This window comes from Promicromonospora sp. NPDC050249, assembly GCF_040656015.1.
Lineage (GTDB): Bacteria > Actinomycetota > Actinomycetes > Actinomycetales > Cellulomonadaceae > Promicromonospora.
Map to the genome: position 1 here is coordinate 59,974 of NZ_JBFAKY010000015.1, position 17,712 is coordinate 77,685.

The window sequence follows — 17,712 nt, forward strand, 5'->3', positions numbered from 1 at the left end:
GTCAGGCGTCGTCCTTCAAGTCAAGGAGGGGTAGGTCTGCGGGGGTGACAAGGCGAGAGGCGACCGCGTACTCCACGAGCCGCGCGCGGCGGTTGGTGGCGAGCAGCCCGGGGCCGCCACGTAGCCCCTTCACGCCGATCCGGTCGAGCTTCTCGCAGACGTTGTCGAGCTTGCGGTTGAAGCGTGTGGTGGCCCAGCCCAGGCGGCGAGCCGCGTCCGCGCTGGACGGGATCTCGCTCAGGCCGGTGCCCTCACGCCGCAGCATGGGCTCTGCGAGCACCACGATGAGCTGCTTCTGGCTGGTGGTGAAGCTGATGGCGCCGATGGTCGTGGCGCCGCTGTCGGGGTCCTCCGAGCGGACCTCGTGGTACGGGGCGTCCGTGAGCTGGGCCGTCACCTCGTAGGTGGTCGGGCCGGCCGTGAAGACGATGGAGGTGGTGGGGAAGACCAGCGGCAGCCGGTGCCCGGGCGGCAGCCAGGACTGCACACCGCCACCCGAGTCGCACACGGTCGCCGAGATCAGTGACCCCACGTTGGAGAGCCACCAGATCCCGTCCTCGTGCGTCACCCGTAGGAAGCGCCGGTGGAGGTAAGGGTTGTCGTCGATCGCGAGCTCACCCTCGCGGCCGATGTCGAAGCCGTTCTCCGCCTGCGCGGGATCGAACCACTCACCGCAGAACTCCAGCATGAGGTCGCCCACGTCTCCCCCTCTCCTCCTGGTTGGTCGGCCGGCCGGTCAGTCGGCGGGCCGGAACTCGTTCAGCCTGTTCACTTGCAGACCCTCGGGATCTGCGAGGACTGCTTTCCCGCGCGGTCGACGAACACCTCGACGCATGTGGGCTCGCCCTCCGCGCGAGGGACGGTGACGGAGGTGCCCGTCTTGACAGGCTGGGGCTGGTTCGTCTCCGTGAGCGACACCACGCGGTACCCGTACCTGTCGCCCTCGACGAGGTCCTCCGGCGCCTTCCAGGTGAAGACGACCTCGTCGCCGACGATCTTGCCCTTCAGGTCCTGGACCGGGGGAACGTAGCCGTTGAGGGCGTCGGGCGGCGGGTCCTCGCCGGCCGAGACGGTCGCCGTGTCCTCCGGGTCAGGCTCGTCGGCGCTTCCGTTCAGGACCAGCCAGCCGACGACGACCGCCGCGACCAGGACCACCGCGCCGACGACCAGCCAGATCATGCCCGACCGCGACGGCGGGTCCTCCGGCTCGGCCTCCGGCTCCTGGGTCGCCTGCGCCTCGGGCAGCCTGGTGCGGTGGACCGTCTCCTCGACGGGCGGAGCCTCCCACCCGGGAGTGGCAACGGGCACGTCGAAGGCCGCGGGGACCGTCGTCCGCCGGCTCGCCGTGCCGCCGCCCTGCTGCGGACCCCACCCGGAGGTCTCGCGCGCGGGCGGCGCGAAGGTGCCCGACGCCGTGCGCACGCCACCGACCGACGGCGTCGCCGGTTCCGGCCGCTGCCCGGGGTCGATGGCCGTGACGTTCTTCAGCCGCGTACCGTCGTCGTCCCCCTCCTCCTCGGCGACCGCACCGGTCTCGTCGAGGAGGTCAATCGGCGTCATGTCGCGGGCCAGGCCCACCTGGACCTGCTGCAGCGCCCGCGCGAACGCGAGCACCGACGGATAACGCGAGGAGGGCTGCTTCGCCATGGCGATGCGCAGCACCTGCTCCAGCGACGGCGGCACGTCGTTGCGCCCGATCGGGGGCAGCGGTGCCTGCTCGACGCGCGCGACGAGGTCCGCCGACGTGTTGGACCCGCCGGGCACCTCGAACGGCGTCCGGCCGGCCAGCAGCGTGTAGCAGGTGGCGGCAAGGGCCCACACGTCCGTCGTCTTCCCGGCGACCGGCGGGTCGCCGAACGACTCCGGCGGCGACCACGGGATCGACATGCCCTCGGCGGCCGAGGCCTGCTCGAAGGTGGAGGAGATGCCGAAGTCGGTGAGCACCGGGTGCCCGAACTGCGTCACCAGGATGTTGGCCGGCTTCAGGTCACGGTGCAGGATCCCGAGCCGGTGCGCGGTCTCGACCGCGCCGGCGATCTGGATGGTGGTGCGCAGCGCCTCGGCCAGCGAGAAGCGTTCCGAGCGGTACCGCGCGCCCAGGTTGGGGCGCGAGCAGTACTCCATGGCCAGGTAGGGGCGGCCGTCGTCGGCGACGCTCGCCTCGTACATGGTCACGATCGAGGGGTGGTTGCCCAGGATCGCCATCAGGTCGGCCTCGGAGTCGAACGCCACCCGCTGGGCGTCGCTCGCGTGCTCCTTGAGGAGCACCTTGACGGCGACCAGGCGCTTCGGGCGCTGCTGCTCGTACAGGAACACGTCCGAGAAGCCACCGGAACCGATCAGCTTCTTGTACTCGAACCCCGCGATGTGGGGCGGCGCCGACGGGGCGCGCTTGCTACTCACTTGTCTCCCTCATGATGTGGCATGGTCACCAGCTCGGCTGCGTGCGGGACCTGTGCTGCGTGCGAAACCTGTACTGCGTGCGGAACACGGTCACCAGATGCCCTCGAACGTCAGGGTGGCGCCGTCACCGAGGTCCACCACGTCACCCTCGACCACGATCACCTTCTCGTTCGGGTGCAACCGCCGGGGCGCCTGCCCCGCGCGCAGCAGGGTCGTGCCGTTCGTCGTCGCGAGGTCCGCGACCAGGACGTGCCACTCCTCGAGGGTGATCTCGACGTGCGACCGCGAGATGTCCTGGTCGGGGCTCGCCACCGTGACCAGGCGCGGTGTGCGGTCCGCCGATGCGTTGTTGGTGCGCGGACGGCGCCCGACGACCACCGGGCGGTCCAGCTCGACCACCTGCGGGCGTCCGGCTACCTGCTGCACACCGCCCGTCACGATCATCTGCCCGAGCGCCGGACGGGACACCAGCTCCGCGTCGCCGTCCAGGTCCGCGCCGCAGGTGCGGCAGCGGTCGGCGGTGGGCGGGTTGGGGTGCCCCTGCGGGCACGACAGTCCGAGGATCTGCTGGGCGCCCGGCACGACGGCCGCGGAGAACTTGGGGACCGGGCTCGCGTCCTTGCGGAGCGCGGCGATGTCCACGGACATCATGGTCTCGCCGTCGTGGTCGGTGACCTCGGCAGGGGCCTCCGCCAGGGGCTCCCCCACCGAGGCGGCTCGCTGCGCGGCACCAGGGGTGACGCCCGCAGGCGGCTCCGGCGCGAGCACCGGCGGCGTCCAGCCGCCGGGCACGCCCGAGATCAGCCCGTCACCAGGATCGGCCGGCTCCAGCGCCACAGGCTCGGGTTCGACGGGTGCGAGCGGCGCTGGCGGCACAGGTGATGGAGCGACCTTCTCCTCGTGCTCCTCCTCGTCCTCGCCCTGTCGCACCGCGGCGTCCTCGACCCGCCGCATGACCGTGTCACCGAAGAGGTGGCCGTAGTCGTCGTCACCACCGAACTGCGTGGACTCGTCGACCTCGCCGCGGGCGGCGGCAGGCGCGTCGGGGCCAGGGACCACACCGAGCCCGAGCATCGGGACCGACTCCAGCACCGGCGCGGACGCCGTCTCGACGGGCTCGGCAGGCTGGGCCGACGGGTTGGGGGACGAGGGTACGGATCCCGCGCCGATCATCGGCACGTCCAGCGCCCCCGGCACCATGGTCTCGCCGGACACCTGTCGCTCGGCCGGGGCCGAGGAGCTCCCGGCACGGCTCGAGAAGCCCGGGAACGTGACGGCCCCCGGCTTCTCCTCCGCAGGGGCGACCAGCGCGTCGGGGGCAGGCGGGGCGTCCACGAGCGTGCGGCGCAGCGCGCTCGCGCGCACCACCGCCGCCTGCACCGGGTACTCCGTGTCCGCGGGCGGCTCGTCGGTGGTGATCGCGAACGACATCGGAGCGTCCACGACCCGCTCCGACCAGGTGACGACCCCAGCACCCGTCACCTCGACGGGCGCGCCGCCCCCCTCGGCGGTCACGACCACCTTCACGCCGGTCCCGCGCACGGCGACGTGCGCCGCCGTCGCCGGGTCGCTGCCCGAGAGCGAGACCACGGCGAACGGGGGCGTCTCCGCCAGGCCGCCCGCTGCGAGCACGCCGAGGGTCGCGGCGACGCCGCCGTCCGCGTGCTCGAGGGCGGTCCACAGGGAATCGACGACGTCGGCGGACGCCGGGCCGGGCAGCACGACGACCGTGCCGTTCCGGACCACTGCTCGCGCGGAACCCTCGCTGTAGTGCACCGTCATGTCAGACCCCCTGGCTTCTTGCTTCGTGCTCTTCCCGCGGCAGGGTGTCCTCGTCGGGCTCTGTCCCCGGCCGTGGTGCTGTGGAGGACCCCAAGGTCTCGTGGTCCACGCCCGTCACGTCGATCACGACCACCGTGATGTTGTCCCGGCCCCCCGCCTGGATCGCGGCGTCCACCAGGAACGCGGCAGCACGCTCCGGGTCTGGCTGCTCCAGCAGGATCGTAGTGATCTGGTCGTCCGTCAGCTCTCCCGTGAGCCCGTCCGAGCAGACCAGCACCCGGTCGTGCAGCGCCACCGGGATGTACCGGAAGTCCGCTCGCACCCCCTCCTGGGCACCGAGAGCGCGGGTGATCACGTTCCGCCGCGGGTGGCGACGGGCCTCGTCCATCGTGATCGTGCCCGCGTCGACGAGTTCCTGCACCTCGGAGTGGTCCACGCTGACCTGCGCGAGCACACCACCGGACAGCATGTACGTGCGGGAGTCCCCGACGTTCACGAACAGCCAGTAGGGCACGTCCTCACGCTCGTCGACCAGGACGCCGGTGAGCGTGGTCCCCGGCGCGTTGCCCGAGTCGGTCTCGATCGCGCGGATGCGCTTCTGCGCCAGCTCGAGGTACGCCTCGACGAGCGCGGGCTCCACCTGGTCCACCTCGGTGAGCGCGCTGAGGGCGGCCAGCGCCTCTGCGCTCGCCACCTCCCCCGCCTCGTGGCCGCCCATGCCGTCGGCAACGAAGAACACCCGGCCCGTGGCCAGGTATCCGTCCTCGTTCAGGGTCCGGCGACGTCCCTGGTGCGAGGCAGCGCCCCAGACCGTCGTCAGCCCCTGATCCTGCTGCGTCATGCCTTCGACTCGTCGGGGTGCACGACGATCCGGCGGTCACCTACGTGGATGGTCGAGCCCATCGGCACGCGTACGCGCGCGCCGGGCTCCGCGACCTGCGGTGAGCGGCCGGGGGCAGAGACGACCGTGCCGTTCGTGGAGCCACGGTCGGTCAGCCAGAGCCCAGCGGGGTCGACACCCATCTCGGCGTGGTTCTTCGACACCGACCGCGTCGGGTCGTCGACCCGCACGAGGATCGTCGGCGAACCGTCGGCGGCCTGCGGGTTACGGCCCACCAGCGCTGGTCCGTCGATCACGTGCCGCGCACCGGACTCGAGCTCCAGGACCACGGTCACCACCGCAGCGGGCACCAGGCTCGGCGCCTGCATCCGGGTGGCCTCCCACGACTCCTCGGCCTGTGCGGGTGCCTGTGCCGCGCCCTCGCCGGGGAAGGTGACGGGGCGCGTGGGGCGGGACTCCGGGTGCTGCTGGGGCGGGAGCTCGTGCCGGACCGGAGGTGCGACAGGCTGCTGGACGGGCGGCGCGGCAGGCTCCACCTGGGCAGGCCAGGTCTTGGACGGCCAGGCCGGCTCCGGCGGCTGCTGGTGCTGGACCTGCTGGACCGGCTGGGACTGGACCGGGTGCTGCTGGACCGGCTGCTGCTGGACCGGCTGCGGCTGCTGGACCGGCTGTGCGGCCGGGGACGCGCCTGGCGCACTCCCCGGTATGCCGGTGATGATGCCGCCGGCGGGCGGAGCCACCGGCGCCTGCGGGAACGACCACGGGTCGGGAGCCGCGACGGGCGGCGTCCCCGGATGCTGCGGTGCCGCGGGCGCCTGCGAAGGCAGCTGCCGGGAGGTCTGCTGAACCGGCGCGGACGGCGTGGCCGTCCGCAGCGCGGGCCGTCCCGGGGCGCGGGGGCCAGGACCGACCGGGGCGAGCCCCGTCGTCACGGCGATCTTCGGCGCCCGGAGATCGAGCACCACGGACCGGGCGACCTTGTCGTGCCAGCCCTGGATCTTGTCACCCTTGTCCCACAGGGGGGTCAGGTGCACGATGACCGGGCCGGCCACCGGGATCAGCGAGATGACACCGAGCATGAGCACCCGGATCACCTCGCGGCCGAACCCGAGCGGCCCGCGGTCGTCGGCGGAGACCGTCCGCAGGCCCATCGCGGAGTTGCCGACGGTACGGCCGGTCCGTGACTCCCAGATCCACATGGACAGCATGAACGCGAACGCCACTGCTCCTGCGATCACGTAGAGCCGCATGAGCTGGGCGAACATCTCGGCCCGCTGCTCCTGGGACAGCACCACCAGCGGGTCCGGGGTCTCGATGAACAGCAGACCGATCCCCGCGACGATCCCGCCGAGCACGCCGGCGATCCCGCCGTCGATCAGCAGGGCCAGGAATCGCTTGCCGACGCGCGCGTAGGGCGCCTCGAGCTGCTGCTGCGGTGCCATGCCCGCGCTCGGGATCTGGGTGGCCGTGTACACCTCGACCTCCGTGGTGATCGGCGGCCGACTCGTCACGAGCGGCACCCCTCCCGAAGCGCTGCTCTGCCGGGCCTGCGCGGCCGCGGCGGCCTGCTGCACCTGCCCGCGGGGAGTCTGCTGCGGCTCCACCACGGGCAGGCCGGTGCGGGGGAACGCACGCCCGCACGCAGCACAGAAGGGCGCGCCCTCCTGCTGACTTACGCCGCACCCGGCACAGACCACGGCCGTCATCATTTCTCCTTCGTCGTGCCGGTCGCCCGGGCCACCGCCTGGGCCCGACGTCGTTCGGCGACACGTGTCCAGACGGAGCGTAGCGACAGGGCCGCCCGCACCCGCTGTCGTGTGCTCACGGTGGAGCGTAGCCCGCCGACGAGCTCGTCGACCCCGGCCCAGAACGCCTCGACCTCGGCAGGCGTGGGCTCGTCGATCCCGAACACCGTCTCGTCCGCGCGGTGCGCGAGCATGAGGGTCGACGGGACGGCGTGCGCTCCGGCGATCACGCCGGCACTCTCCCGCCTGGTCGCCCCGCGCGGCACGGACGTCCCGAGGTCGGTGACGACGTCGACCACCTCGTACCAGCCACCGCTGATCCGGTCGGCGGGCTGCTCGGCGTTGCGCCGCGCTGTCCGACGCCGGGCCTTGTAGGCAAGGATCGCGACGATCGGGCCGGCGATCACCAGCAGCGGGATGCCGACGGCCAGCAGGATCATGCCGAACAGACCCCAGTCGAAGCCCTCGTTCTCGGCCTCTTCCTTGTCATCGTCCTCGACGCTTCCGGCCTTCGCGTGCTCCGGCTCCTCCGGCGGCTCCGGGTCCTGGAGCACCGGGGGCTTGGGCTCCTCCTTGCTCTCCGGCTGGGGCTGCGCCTGCGGCTTCTCCTCCGGGACCGCGTCGATCGGCACCCAGCCGTACTCCTCGAACCGCACCTCGACCCAGGCGTGCGCGTCGCTGCCGAGCACGGTCCAGGGCTTGCCCTCCTCGTACTCGCTCTTCTTGTCGGGGTAGAAGCCCATGACCACGCGGGCCGGGATGCCCGCCTGCCGCGCCATGAGGGCGAGCGCCACGGCGAACTGCTCGTCGTCGCCCACCATCTTCTCCTCCCCGAGGAGCGTGTTGAGGCGCTCCGCGGAGTGTCCAGGGCGGGACGCGGGCTCGTTCTCGAGCCCGCTGGACAGGGCCCCGTCCGCCTGCAGCCCGTTACGAATCTGGAACAGCTTGGTGGCCGGGTCGGTCTCGATGCCCGTGTACTGCGTCGCCTTGAGCGGCAGCTCCGCCGGCATCCCGCTGCCGTCGGTGTCCGGCAGCTCGACGTCGAGGTCGATCTTGCTCTTCTTCAGCGTCTCCTCGCTCGGCTCCTCGACCACGCGGGTGTTCAAGGTGTACTTGTCGCCCGGCCGGATACCCGCTGTGGTGATCGCCGTGTGAGTTTCCGAGTTGTAGTAGGTGCCCTCCGTCTGGGCCTCCGCATCGGCGCCCTTCCAGATGACGCCGGTGAGGCTGCCCACCCCCGGGACCCAGACTCCGCGGTAGCCCGTGACGGTGATGTCCACCGACGTGGGAGTGCCCTCCGCCGTGCTCGCGATCTCGTCGCCGACGCGCGTGTAGACGCCCGTCGTGCCGCCGCCGCCGGCGGCGTCGTAGACGACGCCGTCGTACTGGTCGAGCACGGCCATCGTGATGCGGCCGTTCTTGGGCAGCTCACTGATCGTGAACATCTCCTGGTCGCGGACCTCCTTCTTGTAGTACCGGAAGCCGACGAGGGGGCTCGTGTACTCGTGGATGTCGAGCGGCGGCACCACCGTCTCGCGGAGCACCGTGCGGTCGTCGTTCGGCATGAGGATCGGCCCGGTGAAGCCGGCGGCGAGGGCCGCGACCGCCAGGATCGTGGCGCCCGTACGGACCCGGTACCAGCGCAGCCTGCGCGTGGCCTCCTGGCTGGACTCCGTGGTGATCGAGTGCGTACCGACACGTGCCTCCATGACGCGCACCGCGCCCCAGAGGAGAGCCACGATGGTGATCACGAGGCCCTGCACCACGGGCAGCGAGGCGTCGACCGTACCCAGCAGGATCACGCCGACGAGGCCTGCCAGCACCGGGACGACTGCCCACACCGCGTGCTTCGCCCGCCAGGCGATGGTGCTGGCGATCAGCGCGACGAGCAGCATGAGCAGGAAGGGGATGACCCCGAGGTCGGGGAACGACTGCATGGGCGGCGCGGTGGTGATGAACCGCTTCCAGCCCTCCACGGAGCCGAGCATCAGCTCACGCAGGGACTCCAGGGACGGGACCACGCCGAGGATCGCGGTGTGCGGCACCGCGAAGGCGGCGCCGAACAGGAAGTACCCGACCACCGCGAGGGCAGTCACCACGACAGCGGGGAAGCGGCGCCAGGCACCCACCCAGGCCACCGCCAGCCCGACGAAGGCGCCGCCGACGGCGGGCAGCAGGTAGCCGAGCGAGCCCCAGACGGGCCCGAACCCGACGATGACGGCACCGAACATCAGGCTCATCGCCGCGAGGTCGACCAGGGCGAACCGGGTCAGCGCGCGGGGACGGTCCGCCTCCTTGCGGCGCGTGGTACCGCGGCCCGTGCCCGTCCGGAATCCGGAACCGGTGTTGTACGGCGACCGGCCCCGGTCGGCGCCTGCGCCGACCGGGGCGTTCCCGCGGGTGTTCTCGTTGCTCATCCGTCGCTCATCTTCTTCAGCGCAAGGGGGAGGTCGGCCAGGCGGCCCAGCGTGAGCACGCCCATCTCGGCGATGGAGTGCCGGCCGAGGGAGGCGCCTGGCACGCACTGGATGGCCATGACCTGCACCCCGGCGGGGACACGTGCCGAGGCCGAGCGCAGCTCTGTGGGCGTCACCATGCTGCCGACGATGAACGCGATCACCGAGAAGTCGGTGGCGGCCATCCCGGCGGAACGGGCAAGGTCGACCAGCTTCGTCTTGCGGGACTCGAGCTCGATGCGGGACAGGTCGTCCATGAGCCGGGTGCGGTGGTCCCCGTGCAGCGTCGCCTCGTTGACGAGCACGGTCACGCCGCGGTCCTCCTTGATGGCCTGCAGGCCCAGGGAGCCGCAGACGCTCACGGCGAGCTCGAACTCGTCCTCGTGCGCGTAGTCCTCGGCGCGTGTGGAGAGCAGCACCGCGAGGTGCGAGCGCCGGGTCTCCTCGAAGACCCGGACCATGAGCTGGCCGGTGCGCGCCGTCGTCTTCCAGTGGATGTGCCGCCGGTCGTCGCCCGCCACGTAGTCGCGCAGGGCGTGGAAGTTCACGTCCGAGCTCGTGATGTCGTTGGTGACCCGGCCCTCGAGGTCCTTGAGGAAGCCCGTCGAGGAGCCCGTGAGGTTCTTGACGCGCGGGTGCACGAAGACTTCCTGCTCGTCCGTCCACGTCATCTCGCGGCGCAGCAGACCGAGCGGGTCGGCACGCACAGACTTGACCGGACCCACCGTGATCACGCTGCGGCGCCGGGTCGGGATGGTGAAGATCTCCTCGTGCGTGCCGCCGCCCCGCAGGCGCGGCACCGGGAACGCCGCGGTGCCGGTGCCCACCGGTAGCTCCATGACGGAGGGCAGCAGGGCGCGGTTCGACGCGTTGCGCACGTCGAGGCGTCCGACGGCGCGGTCGCCGACCGTCACCCGGGCCTGCGCGAGGTCGAGCACCACGTCGTACTTGAACCTGCCGAGCACGAACACGATCGCGCACACGAGCGTCACGCTGAGCAGCACCGCCGCGACCACCAGCTCGAGCCAGCTGAGCGTGAGGCCGACGATCCAGGCAGCGACGGTCACGAGGGTCACCGCGATCCCGAACGTGCTGAACGTACGGCGGACGGGAGCGACCACTCGCCCCACCGCCGCCGCCGCCCGGGAACGGGCGGCGGCGGCGACGGTCACCCAGCCACGCCGGCCACGCTGTACCTGGGCGCGGCCGGCCGCGAGCAGTCCGCGCGGACTCTCCTGCCGCTTCCCGTACGCGGGACCTGGTGAGATGCCGGTCGCACTCATGCCGAGGCCCGCTCCTGCGGTGCCGCGACGTCGGCCATGATCCGGGAGAGCACGGCGTCCGGGCGCGCGCCCGCGAACTCGGCCTCCGGGTCGAGCACGAAGCGGTGGCACCAGACCGGCTGGGCCAGCTCCTTGATGTCGTCGGGCAGCACGTAGTTGCGGCCGTGCGCGGCGGCCCACACCTTGGCGCAGCGCACCAGGGCCAGGGCGCCACGGACGGAGACGCCGACGCGCACCTCGTGCGCGTTGCGCGTCTCCTCGGCGAGGCGGGACACGTACTCGAGCACCGCTGTGTCGGTGTGCACGTTCGCGGCCAGGTCGGCCATCTCCGTGACGGCCTTGGTCGTGATGATGGGCTGCAGCGCGGTGCTGCGGTCCTTCAGCGCGGCACCCGACAGGATCTCCACGGTGGAGGCGTGGTCCGGGTAGCCCACGGAGGTCTTCATGAGGAAGCGGTCGAGCTGGGCCTCGGGCAGCCGGTAGGTACCGGCCTGCTCGATCGGGTTCTGGGTGGCGAGCACCATGAACGGACGGCCGGTTCCGTGCGCGACACCGTCGACGGTGACCCGGCCCTCCTCCATGACCTCCAGGAGGGCGGACTGGGTCTTCGGCGAGGCGCGGTTGATCTCGTCCGCCAGGACGATCGAGGCGAAGATCGGGCCCGGGTGGAAGTCGAACTTGTGGGTGTTCTGGTCGTAGATCGTCACACCGGTGACATCCGACGGCAGCAGGTCCGGCGTGAACTGGATGCGGTTGTGCGAACCCTGCACCGACGCCGCGATCGAGCGGGCGAGCATGGTCTTGCCGGTGCCGGGGGCGTCCTCCAGCAGGAGGTGGCCCTCGGCGAGCATGCAGGTAAGTGCCAGACGCACCACCGGTGCCTTGCCCAGGACCGCCTGGCCTACGTTGCCGACGAGCCGCTCGAAGGTCTGGGCGAACCAGGCCGCCTGCTCGGGGGTCATCGTGGTCATCTCATGTTCCCTACTGCTCGTAGCTGCTCGTTCGCTGGGTGAAATTGCTGGGGTGGAGTTGCGTCGATCATCGCCTGACCGGCCGCCGTCTGCGCGGCGGCCGGTCAGGCGGGTGGCCGCCGACGGTGCGGCGGCCGAATGCTATCCGTTCCACCAGTTGGTGACGCCGTACGCCTGGCCGTCGATCAGGACTCGTACGGGCGTCCCGGGATGGCCGAAGAAGCAGTTGAGCTGCAGTCCGCCGGAGCCGTCCCCGAAGTTGTACGTCCTCTTGTAGCTACCGCCCCAGTCCCTGGCGTGGTTGACGATGTCGTGCCAGCCCTTGACCTCGGGCGTGTCCTCGGCCCAGCAGGCCACCTGGTGGTTACCCGGCTCGAAGTTCGCGAAGTTGATGTAGAAGTACGCGCACGACCTGGTGTTGCAGTCGCCGTTGTTGACACGGCTGCCGTTCGTGACGGTCGCCGTGGGGTTGGGCTTCGGATCCGACGTGCCGGAAGCGCACACGTTCTCGCTCTTCTGGCCCTCGCTGTCGGTCACCTGGATGCATGCCGTCAGTGTCTGGCTGTAGCCGGTGTTCACCGTCTGCCTGCCCGTCTTCGCCGAGCTTGTGACCGCATTGGTGACGCTCACCGTCGTGGGGCGGCCGTTCTCCCCGGTGCCGTCCCAGTTGAAGGTGACCTGCTGGCTGCCACCCTGGGCGCTGATCGTCGGCCTAGGCACCGGGCCGTACGGGACCACCGCGTTCGACGGGGACGACCAGTCCGAGCACATGGACTCGTTGCAGGCCCGCACCTGGAACGTGTACGACGTTCCGTTGTTCAGGTTCCCGTAGACGTACGACGTGGTGTTGCCGGCACTCGGGCTGCCGGAGCCGTTCGCCGACACCTCGTACCGGTGCGCCGGCCCGCGGAACTGGTCGGCCGGGATCGCGCTCCAGGACACGGTCGCACGATGGTCGGCAGGATTGCTCGCCTGCACGTTGGAGGGGACCGTCGGCTGGCCGTACGGCACCTGGCTGTTCGACTGCGGGCTGACCGGAGAGCGCCCCGCCTTGTTCTCTGCCTCCACGGTGAACGTGTAGGACGCCTCCGGGTTCAGGTCCGAGACGTTCGCGGACGTGTCCGCCGTGGGGATGGTCCTGACCTTCGAACCGCCCTCGTACACGGCGAGGTAGTACTTCCTGATCGCGTCGCCGTTGTTGGCCGGAGCGGTCCACGTCACGTCGATCCGTCCACCGCCCAGGTCGTTGGTGCGCTGCGCCGTGGGCGCGGCCGGCGTCTCGGGCTTCCCCGCCGGGGTCTCCGGTGCGGACGGCTCGCTCCAGTCCGACGGGTCCGGGGCGTCGTTCTTGGCCTGCACCCGCACCGTGTAGGCGACTCCGTTCTCCAGGCCCCGCCACACGAGCTGGTTGCCCTGCTGGCAGGTCTTCTGGGTCACGCCGTCGGTCGGGGCCGGGCTGATCTCCAGGTTCACGCACTCGATCGGCGACCGGTCCGTGTACGTCTGGTTCTTCCACGACACCGTGAGGAACTTGTCGCCGAACACGAGCGTCGGCGGGCTCGGCTGGTCGGGCTTCTCGTCAGGACGCGCCTCACGGGATGCCGGGGACGGCTCGGACTCGCCCACCTCGTTGGTCGCCGTGACCGTGAACCTGTACTTCACGTTGTTCTTCAGCCCGTCGAACGTGCAGGTGGTCGTGGCGCACTCGTGCTCCTGACCGCTGTCGGTCCGCAGCATGTAGCTCGTGATGTCGGCACCGTTGTTGTTGGGCTGCTCCCAGCTCAGTACCACGGTCTCCGAACGCACCTCCTCCACCCGCGGCGCGCGCGGCGCCTCCGGCTTGCCCAGCACCGTCAGCTTCGCGATGCCGTCGACCTCGCGATCCGGGTCCTCCGTCGCGTCCTGCACCGTGTAGCGCACGACCATCGCTCCGGTGAAGTCCTCGCCGGGCGTCACCACCAGCTGGTTGCCGCTGTACGACGCCTTGCCGGACCCGGTCTCGACCGTCGCGGAGCCCACCAGGGTGAGCTCCTTCTCCGGGAACGGGTTCGTGTCGTTGGCGAGCACCGGGATGGTCGTCGCCTCGCCCTGGTGCGCGTCGATCACCACGTCGTCGGTGGTCTGGACGAGATCGCGGGTCGAGCCGACCACCTTCACCGTCAGCTCGCCGCTCACCGCCGGGTTCTTGTTGTCGGACACCGTCAGGGGCAGCTGCTGGAACGTACCCTTCGACACCGACGGGTCGACCATCGCCGACACCGCGCTGCCCGATACCGTCGGGGTGATGCCGTTGCTGCCCTTGACCTGGAAGGTCAGCGTGTCCTTGTCGGGGTCCTTGACGTAGCGAGAGAGGTCTACCGAGCTCTCCTCGCCCTCCGCCACCTCGAGCACCGGCGTGCCGGTGATCTTCGGCGGCATGTTCGTCGACGGGGTGACGTCGATGGGCAGGGTGAGGACGGCGGAGAGCCCCTTGGGGTCCTCGGCGTCGACACCGTCGGTCACCTCGAAGCTGACCGACGCCGCACCGGCGTAGTCGGCGGCCGACGTGTAGACGATCGTGTCCTTGTCAGGCGCCTCCGCCTTGCCCTCGATCCCCTTGACCGACTCCCCTTCGGTGATGCGTACCTTGTGGTCCTCGCGCACCACCACGTAGTCCTCGAGCTCGATGGTGAGCGGCTCGCCGCTGGTGGCCTTGAGCGGCTCCAGACCCGGCTTGAGGTGGGGGCGTTCCTGGTCACCCGGGACGCGCACGAACGCCTTGGCCTTGAGGCCGTCCATGTCGGTGACCGTGTAGGTGATCACCTGGGTGCTCGAGGTGAGCTGCACCTCGAGCAGACCCTTCTCGGTGACGCGCACGCCCTCCAGAGGCGGGTCGACCGCAACGTCGAGCTCGGCCGCCACACCGTCCGGGTCGACGTCGTTGGCCAGCACGTCGATGGTCACGCTCGAGTCGCCTTCCACGTCGTCCGATGTCACCACGTCGTCGTAGGCGATGGGACGCAGCAGCGGCGCGTCGCTCTTCACGTTCACCGTGATGGCCCCGCCCGCAGGAGCCTTGAAGCTGTCCTGGATGCCGTAGTAGAAGGAGTGGGAACCCTCCTTGCCCGGCGCGGTGACGACGACGTCGTCCTCCACGACCTTGGGCTTCAGGTCACCTGTGCCCTCGAAGCCCTTGGACACCAGGCCGATCTCGTCGCCGTCCGGGTCGGTGTCGTTCTCGAGCGCGCGGATCGCGACCGTACGGTCCGGCCGCACCATGGTCTCGTCGTCCGCGGCCTGCGGCGGCTGGTTGGAGGCGGGCTTCGGCACGATGCCCACCCGCACCAGACCCTTGCCCACCGCGCCCCGCGTGTCCGTGACCTCGTAGGAGAAGGTGTCCAGACCGGTGGTCTCCCCGCCTGCCGTGTAGTCGATGAACCCGTCGACGATCCGCGCGGTGCCCTTGCTGGCCGCGGCGGAGATGGCGCTCAGCGTGACGTAGTCGCCGTCGGGGTCGCTGCCGTCCAGCTTCAGCGGGATACGGGTGGTACCGCCGCTCAGCACGCGCGCCGTGATGTCGGGCAGCTGCGGGGAGGCGTTCTCCGGCTTGTCCAGCACCGTGATGGTGACCTGTGCGGAGTCCTTCTGGCCGTTCACGTCCGACACCTCGTACACGGCGTGGAAGGTACCCGCCTCCTTGCCGGCCTTGAACCGCACGGTGTCCTCCGAGACGAAGGCCTCGCCGGCCGACGCCGGGGGCGCCTCCTTCAGCTCGTCGGTCAGCTCAAGCTCCAGCCCGTCGGGGTGTGCGTCGTTCTTCAGCACCGGGATGGTGACCACGTCGCCCGCGTGGACGATCGCGTCGTCAGGTCCTGCCTCCGGTGGCCTGAGCTGCTCGGGCGCCGGGATCGACACGACACGCACCTGGCCGGTGGTGGTGCCGGTCCCGTTCGCGACGGTGTAGTTGAACGTCACGGGTGCGTTGAGACGCTTGATCTCCGAGATCTTCAGGATCTGGTGGTTCAGCACCGCGACCTTCACCGGGGCGTTGTCCGGGACGTCAACGCCCTGCACCACGAGCACCCCGCCAGCGGGGTCGGTGTCGTTGGCGAGCACGTCGACGAGCGCCGTGCCGCCGGTCGGCAGCAGCACCTGGTCCGTGACCGCCACGGGCCGGCGGTCGTCGTCCGGCGGGTTCTCGACATCGACCCGGACCAGTCCCATCGTCGGCTTGGGGCCGTCGGTGATCTGGTACGTCACGTCGTAGGAGCCGGGCTTGTCGCTCACGAAGCGGAACACGCCCGCCGCATAGTTGGGCGTGATCGTCGCGCCCTTGGTCTCGGCGACACTCGTCAGGCGCAGCTTGTCGCCGTTCGGGTCGTAGTCGTTCCTGAGCGGCTCCACCGTGACGGGCTCGCCGACGAGCACCTTCACGTGGTCCTGCACCGGGACCGGCGCGACGTTGCTCGCCACGACCTGGATGAGCAGCTTGCCCTGGAACGGCAGGTTGCCCGAGTCCGAGACCGTGATGTCCACGACCTTGCGGCCCGTCGTGGCGCCACCGTCGCGGAACTCGATGGTGCCGTCCGGGCGGGCCCGCACCTCGTCGAGAGGATCGGCGGTCGCAGCGCTGGAGAGGAACAGGTCGTCGCCGTCAGGGTCCTTGAAGTACGGCAGCACCTTGATGCTCGCCGTGCCTTCCTGACCCACCGTGAGCACGGGCTCACCCATCTGCTGCGGCGGGTTGTTCTCCTCGAGCGGCACCACCTTGACGGCTACCGATGAGTTGGCCTTGCCCCCGCGCCCGTCGTCCACCTCGTACTTGAAGTTCGTGGTCCCTGACGCGTCCGCCGGCACGTTGGCCTGCAGGGCCGCGCCGTCGAGCACACGGTCGACACCGACGGCGCCGTCCGGCTCGCCCATGACCGACACCGTCATCACGTCGCCGTCGGGGTCCGCGTCGTTGCCCAGCACGTTGAGCACCGTGGTGCGGCCGGGCCGCACGCCGAACGAGTCCTCCTTGGCCTTGGGCGGCCGGTTCGCCTTGTTCCGGTCGGCGACGAAGTTGTCGACCAGCTGCGGTGTGGCCTCCTCGGACTCCGTCTTCTTGCCCTCGCCGTCCTCGGGCACGACGATGTCCCAGTCGTTGACCTTCTCGAACAGGTCGGAGGCCATCCACAGGGTGCCGCCCGCGATGTCGTTCAGCACGATGACGTCGCGGTTCACGCGGTAGACCAGGCTCGTGCCGACGGCCACGCCCTCGAGCACCTGGTCGACGTCGTTGTCGGTGCCGGCGCAGTCCCGGATGACCTGGCCGGTTTCCCAGGCGCCGTAGGTGCACCCCTCGAGCTGCACGGGCGCCGACGGCGCACCCTGCGCCGCACGCGTCGTCGCGTCGCCGCCGCCGAGAGGCTGCGTGACGAGGCCGTTCGGGGTGGCCAGCACCACGTTGTCGGTCTTGGCGGACGGCTGCTGGAGCCTGCCCTCGGCGCCGTCCTCCACCTTGACCGTCTCGCCGCCCGGCAGCACGAGGTTTCCGCTCGACTGGTCGAGCACCACCGGCTCGTCGCCGACGGCGGAGACCTCGACCTTGGCGTCGGGCCCCAGCGGAAGGTTGGACTCCTTGCTCTCCCGGGGTGCGCCCTGCCCACCGGTCGGCACCGTGTAGAGCTTGGCGTCAGCCGGCACCGCGAGGAACACGGTGCCTTCCTTGCCGACCGCGAGCTTGCCGCCCTTGCCGACCTTGAGCGTCGGCTTGAGCTCCTCCTGGTCGAACCCGACAGCGCCGTCGAACGGGAGGACCCAGAGCCGGCCCTCGTCCTCGTCGTACACCGCGGTCGTGGCGCCGCCCGAGGCGACCTGTGCGCCGGGCGGCAGCTCCATCGAGCCGTCCAGGACGAGCTGGGCCGGGTTCACGGGGCTGGCGGACGAGTCGCTCGAGCTGTCCAGGAGCACCCGCTGCGCGTCCTGCTCCACGTCGAAGCTCGCCGAGCTGGCCAGCAGGACGCCGTCCAGCGCCTTCGCGTCGTAGTTGAACCGGCCGAGCTGGCCGGACGACGTCTGGGTCACCCAGACGCCGGAGTCGTTGAGCTCGACGTCGGCCGTAGCCTCGCCGTCGTAGAGGAGCGCGAAGCCCAGGAGCCCTCCGGCGAAGAGGGTTACCGCGCCGATCGACGCGGCTGACCTGCGGTTCTCGTACACGCGTGAGACAGAGCTCATGCGTCCTCCTCTTCATCACTCCAGCAAAGTTCG

General features: G+C 70.7%; 9 protein-coding genes. All 9 read right to left on the minus strand.

The features are described 5' to 3' along the window. Position 1: 1 nt before the first annotated feature. Entirely contained in the window at positions 2-700 is a 699-nt protein-coding gene (locus tag AB0I32_RS14300) for a hypothetical protein (RefSeq protein WP_116673533.1), read from the minus strand. A gap of 68 nt (positions 701-768) precedes the next feature. Next, positions 769-2,403: a serine/threonine-protein kinase gene (locus tag AB0I32_RS14305; protein WP_357506994.1), complete on the minus strand. Its 1,635-nt coding sequence runs from the start codon at positions 2,401-2,403 to the stop codon at positions 769-771. Positions 2,404-2,493: 90 nt separating this feature from the next. Further along, positions 2,494-4,185 carry an FHA domain-containing protein gene (locus AB0I32_RS14310; protein ID WP_357506996.1) on the minus strand — a complete coding sequence of 564 codons (1,692 nt, stop codon included), beginning with the start codon at positions 4,183-4,185 and terminating at the stop codon, positions 2,494-2,496. Between the two features lies 1 nt (position 4,186). Further along, entirely contained in the window at positions 4,187-5,026 is an 840-nt protein-coding gene (locus AB0I32_RS14315) for a protein phosphatase 2C domain-containing protein (protein WP_357506998.1), read from the minus strand. Beyond that, a complete protein-coding gene (locus AB0I32_RS14320) occupies positions 5,023-6,732 on the minus strand; it encodes an RDD family protein (RefSeq protein WP_357507000.1) in 1,710 nt (569 codons plus the stop codon). Before AB0I32_RS14320 ends, AB0I32_RS14315 begins: the two co-directional genes overlap by 4 nt. Further along, the gene (locus tag AB0I32_RS14325; protein ID WP_357507002.1) at positions 6,732-9,188 is read right to left on the minus strand and encodes a transglutaminaseTgpA domain-containing protein; all 2,457 of its coding nucleotides are present in this window, start codon (positions 9,186-9,188) and stop codon (positions 6,732-6,734) included. The genes AB0I32_RS14320 and AB0I32_RS14325 overlap by 1 nt, the downstream gene beginning before the upstream one ends. Further along, entirely contained in the window at positions 9,185-10,510 is a 1,326-nt protein-coding gene (locus AB0I32_RS14330) for a DUF58 domain-containing protein (RefSeq protein WP_357507004.1), read from the minus strand. The genes AB0I32_RS14325 and AB0I32_RS14330 overlap by 4 nt, the downstream gene beginning before the upstream one ends. Then, positions 10,507-11,481: a MoxR family ATPase gene (locus tag AB0I32_RS14335; RefSeq protein ID WP_357507006.1), complete on the minus strand. Its 975-nt coding sequence runs from the start codon at positions 11,479-11,481 to the stop codon at positions 10,507-10,509. The genes AB0I32_RS14330 and AB0I32_RS14335 overlap by 4 nt, the downstream gene beginning before the upstream one ends. 141 nt (positions 11,482-11,622) lie before the next feature. Further along, positions 11,623-17,679 carry an Ig-like domain-containing protein gene (locus AB0I32_RS14340; RefSeq protein WP_357507008.1) on the minus strand — a complete coding sequence of 2,019 codons (6,057 nt, stop codon included), beginning with the start codon at positions 17,677-17,679 and terminating at the stop codon, positions 11,623-11,625. Positions 17,680-17,712 lie beyond the last annotated feature (33 nt).